The sequence below is a fragment of the Streptomyces torulosus genome (genome assembly GCF_001419765.1).
Classification (GTDB): Bacteria; Actinomycetota; Actinomycetes; order Streptomycetales; family Streptomycetaceae; genus Streptomyces; species Streptomyces torulosus.
Genome location: NZ_LIRK01000532.1, coordinates 1 through 3,464, shown reverse-complemented (window position 1 = coordinate 3,464; position 3,464 = coordinate 1). Strand labels below are relative to the sequence as shown.

Annotated in this window: 2 protein-coding genes and 2 pseudogenes; 1 reads left to right on the top strand and 3 read right to left on the bottom strand. The window is 69.6% G+C overall.

What is annotated here, in order from left to right:
- Nucleotides 1–71 precede the first annotated feature (71 nt).
- Together AOK23_RS50585 and AOK23_RS50580 are read right to left on the bottom strand one after the other, a co-directional pair.
- A pseudogene (locus tag AOK23_RS50585) lies at nucleotides 72–540 on the bottom strand (sigma-70 domain-containing protein); the annotation flags it as partial.
- Nucleotides 541–542: 2 nt separating this feature from the next.
- A pseudogene (locus AOK23_RS50580) lies at nucleotides 543–1,027 on the bottom strand (sigma-70 family RNA polymerase sigma factor); the annotation flags it as partial.
- 191 nt (nucleotides 1,028–1,218) lie between these two features.
- On the opposite strand from AOK23_RS50580, the gene AOK23_RS32195 reads away from it, so the two are divergent.
- Nucleotides 1,219–1,737 (top strand): GNAT family N-acetyltransferase, encoded by a 519-nt coding sequence (locus AOK23_RS32195; RefSeq protein ID WP_055716088.1) that lies wholly within the window; start codon nucleotides 1,219–1,221, stop codon nucleotides 1,735–1,737.
- An 8-nt stretch (nucleotides 1,738–1,745) separates the two neighbouring features.
- Here AOK23_RS32195 and AOK23_RS32190 read toward each other — a convergent pair.
- Nucleotides 1,746–3,464: wHTH domain-containing protein (locus AOK23_RS32190; RefSeq protein WP_206336351.1), on the bottom strand; the 1,719-nt coding region annotated here is incomplete at its 5' end.

The following is a 3,464-nucleotide window of genomic DNA, read 5'->3' as shown; positions in this document are numbered from 1 at the left end:
GTCCCGGCGGCGGGACGGGCGGGGCGCGGCGGCCACGATGGGGCCGCCGCGTCGTAGCCCGGCCGGGCGGGTCAGGCCGCCGCGTCGAAGCCCGTGTCGCGGGCGAGCTTCTTCAGTTCGAGCAGCGCGTGCTTCTCGATCTGGCGGATCCGCTCACGGGTGAGCCCGTGTTCCTTGCCGACCTCGGTGAGCGTGCGCTCGCGGCCGTCCTCGATGCCGTACCGCATCTTGATGATGGAGGCCGTGCGCTGGTCGAGGCGCCCGATGAGGCTGTCGAGCTCCTCGCTGCGCAGCAGGGTCAGCACGGACTGCTCGGGCGAGACGGCGGAGGTGTCCTCCAGCAGGTCGCCGAACTGGGTCTCGCCCTCGTCGTCCACCGACATGTTCAGGGAGACCGGGTCGCGGGCCCAGTCGAGGACGTCGCTGACGCGCTCCGGGGTGGAGCCCAGCTCGGCGGCGATCTCCTGGGGCTCGGGTTCGCGGCCGTGCTCCCGGTTGAACTCGCGCTGCACCCGTCGGATCCGGCCCAGCTCCTCGACCNNCGGGTGATCGCCTGACGGATCCACCAGGTGGCGTACGTCGAGAACTTGAAGCCCTTGCGGTAGTCGAACTTCTCCACCGCGCGGACCAGGCCCGCGTTGCCCTCCTGGATGAGGTCGAGCAGGGGCAGACCGCTGCGCGGATACCGCCGGGCGACGGCCACGACGAGGCGGAGGTTCGACCGTATGAAGATGTCCTTGGCCCGATCGCTGTCGGCGACGAGGGCCTCCAACTCCTCATGGGTCGCGTCCGCCCTCGCCTCCTCCTCGCCGTCGAGGATCTGCTGTGCGAACACACCCGCCTCGATGATCTGGGACAGCTCGACTTCCTTGGCGGCGTCGAGCAGCGGTGTACGCGCGATCTCGTCGAGGTACATGCCGACCAGGTCGCGGTCGGCGATCTCGCCGCCAGAGGCGCGAACGCTGCTTGCCGCGTCGCTCCCGCCGGCGGCGGACGAACGACGAGCGGCGACGGCACGGGTTGCCATGCGTGCTCCCTTGCGATGGTGGGCTGGCAGGGTCGTGTCTGGTCCTACGTGTCTTGACAAGGCCGCTCGGACACTCTCCCGAGTGCCCGGCTTCCGAAGGAAACAACGACTGGAATCAGGACAGAATTCCCAAGCAGGCCCACTATTTTTCTGATCTTGCAGTACCCTGTGCGGCCACAGGAGGAGGCGTGATGTCCGCGGGGCCCGTAGAGGTGCAGGTCAGACCAGGAGTCGAGGCCGACCTCGACACCCTCACCGACATCTACAACCACTACGTCAGTGAGACGCCCATCACATTCGACACCACCGTCTTCACTCCGGAGGAGCGCCGTCCTTGGCTGCTCTCCCACCTTGTAGACGGTCGGCATCGCCTGATAGTTGCCACCACGGAGGATTCACAGCGAATCCTCGGTTACGCCACGAGCAGCGCGTTCCGTGCGAAGGCGGCGTACGACACGTCCGTGGAGGTCTCCGTGTACCTCGCCCCCGACGCGGCCGGCCGGGGCGTCGGCACACTGCTGTACAAGGCGCTGTTCGAGGCGCTCGCGGCCGAGGACGTCCACCGCGCCTACGCCGGCATCGCCCAGCCGAACGAGCCCTCCACCCGCCTCCACGAACGCTTCGGCTTCCGCCACGTGGGGACGTACCGGGAGGTCGGGCGGAAGTTCGACCGCTACTGGGACGTGGCCTGGTACGAGAAGGAGCTTTAGCGATTCCGTCAGGCCGGGTTCTGTTCCCGCGAGGGGCGGGGGAGCCGGGCCATGGCGGCGCGGACGGTGTCGGCGACGTCGGGCACGTCGATGCCGAGGCCGCGCAGTCGGACGGGGACCTCGGCGAGGGGGATGCCTAGCTTTGTCGAGGCGGCGCAGAGGTGGTGGAGGGGGACCTGGGTCCCGGGCGTCAGCCACTGATGGAGACTCGGCCGGTAGACCGCCACAAGCCCGAGCTCTGGAACGCTCAGGTCCCTGCTGAGCAACGCGATGTCGTCCCAGAGATCCGCGCGATCGGACGTTCCGTACGTGGAGAAGTCCGGCACCCGCAGCCCGTACGACTCCAGACGTGCGCCGACCTCGGGGACGGATCTGCTCAGTTCGTACGCGGTGATCAGGAGGAGGGGCAGGGGGACCTCGCTGTCGTTCGCGTGCAACGTCTGCCAGAGGTGGAGGTCCCTGTCGAGCAGGGCGTGGTCGAGTTCGGTCGGCGCCTTGGGCAGGACCAGCGGACACGCCACCCCCAGTGCACGCAGTCGGTCCGCCGCGGCCGCCTGCGACAGCCCCAGATCGGCAGCCCTGACCCATACCCGGCGCCACTCGTGCAGGCCGCTGACGGACCGCCCATGGCCGGCATGCCCATTCCCCGGGCTACCGAAGAGTCTGAGGTCCTGATCCGTCGGCTGGACCGGCGGGGGACTCCCCGGACGCAGCCCGTAGGCGGTGAGTACGGCGGCGACATCAGCGACCGTCATGCCGCTCTTCTCCGCAGCGTCCAGAAGGCCCTTGAAGGCTACGGCCCCGCCCGCCACGCGCCAGGGCGGCCGGCCGTCGTGATCGCGGCTGAGCAACCGCAGATCCTCCGGGCTCTGCCGTTCCGGGGGGTCGGTCACCTCCAGCCCGTGGTTCCGCAGTCGACGGCAGACCTCCGCCACCGGAAGGCCGGTCCGCTCCGCGCTCCACAGCACATGCCCCGGCGGCACCTCACGGTCACCGCGGAACCACTGGCCCTCGCCCTCGCCGTCCTGGCTCAACAGCACGAGGTCCGTCCGGTCCGGGCGGTCCGGAAGGGCCTCGGCCAGCGAGACGTCGAAGCCGTACGACCTCATGCGGTCGGCCGTCTCCGTGACGCTCAGGCCCAGGTCCACATAGGCGTAGAGAAAGTGGCGCAGCGGCACCGGCTTGGCGGCGGACAGCCACACCACCGCCTCGTCGACCGGGATGTGGTCGGTGTCTCGCGGGCCGTTCCTCAGCAGATCGACGTCTACCGGGTCCGGCTCACCGTCCGGATACCGTCTTGGGTCCAGCGTTCCGACACCCAACTCCACGGCACGGGCGACGGCCGCCCTCGGGGTCACACCCATGATCTCGGCGGCTCGCAGGACGTAACCGGGGCGTACGAGGTCCCTCTCCCGCATGGCCAGCAGCACACCGTCCGACGGGTGGGCCAGAAGGAGCGGACCCGCCTCCCCCAGCTCCGGAACGAGATCCACCAGCCGGTCGGCGGCTCCGTGGGCGAGGAGCCGCCAGAGCAGGACCTCGTCGGTCACACGCACGATCGGGTAGATGTCGTCGAACCAGACCTCGCCGTAGCGTTCGTCGACCTGCGCGAGGATCCCGTCGTCCAGCGGGAGGCATCCCACCTGCGCGGGCCGGAACGCCCGACCACCCCCCAGCGTGAACTCCAGGTCGGCCGCCATCGCCGCCTCGGCGATGATGTCGGCGAC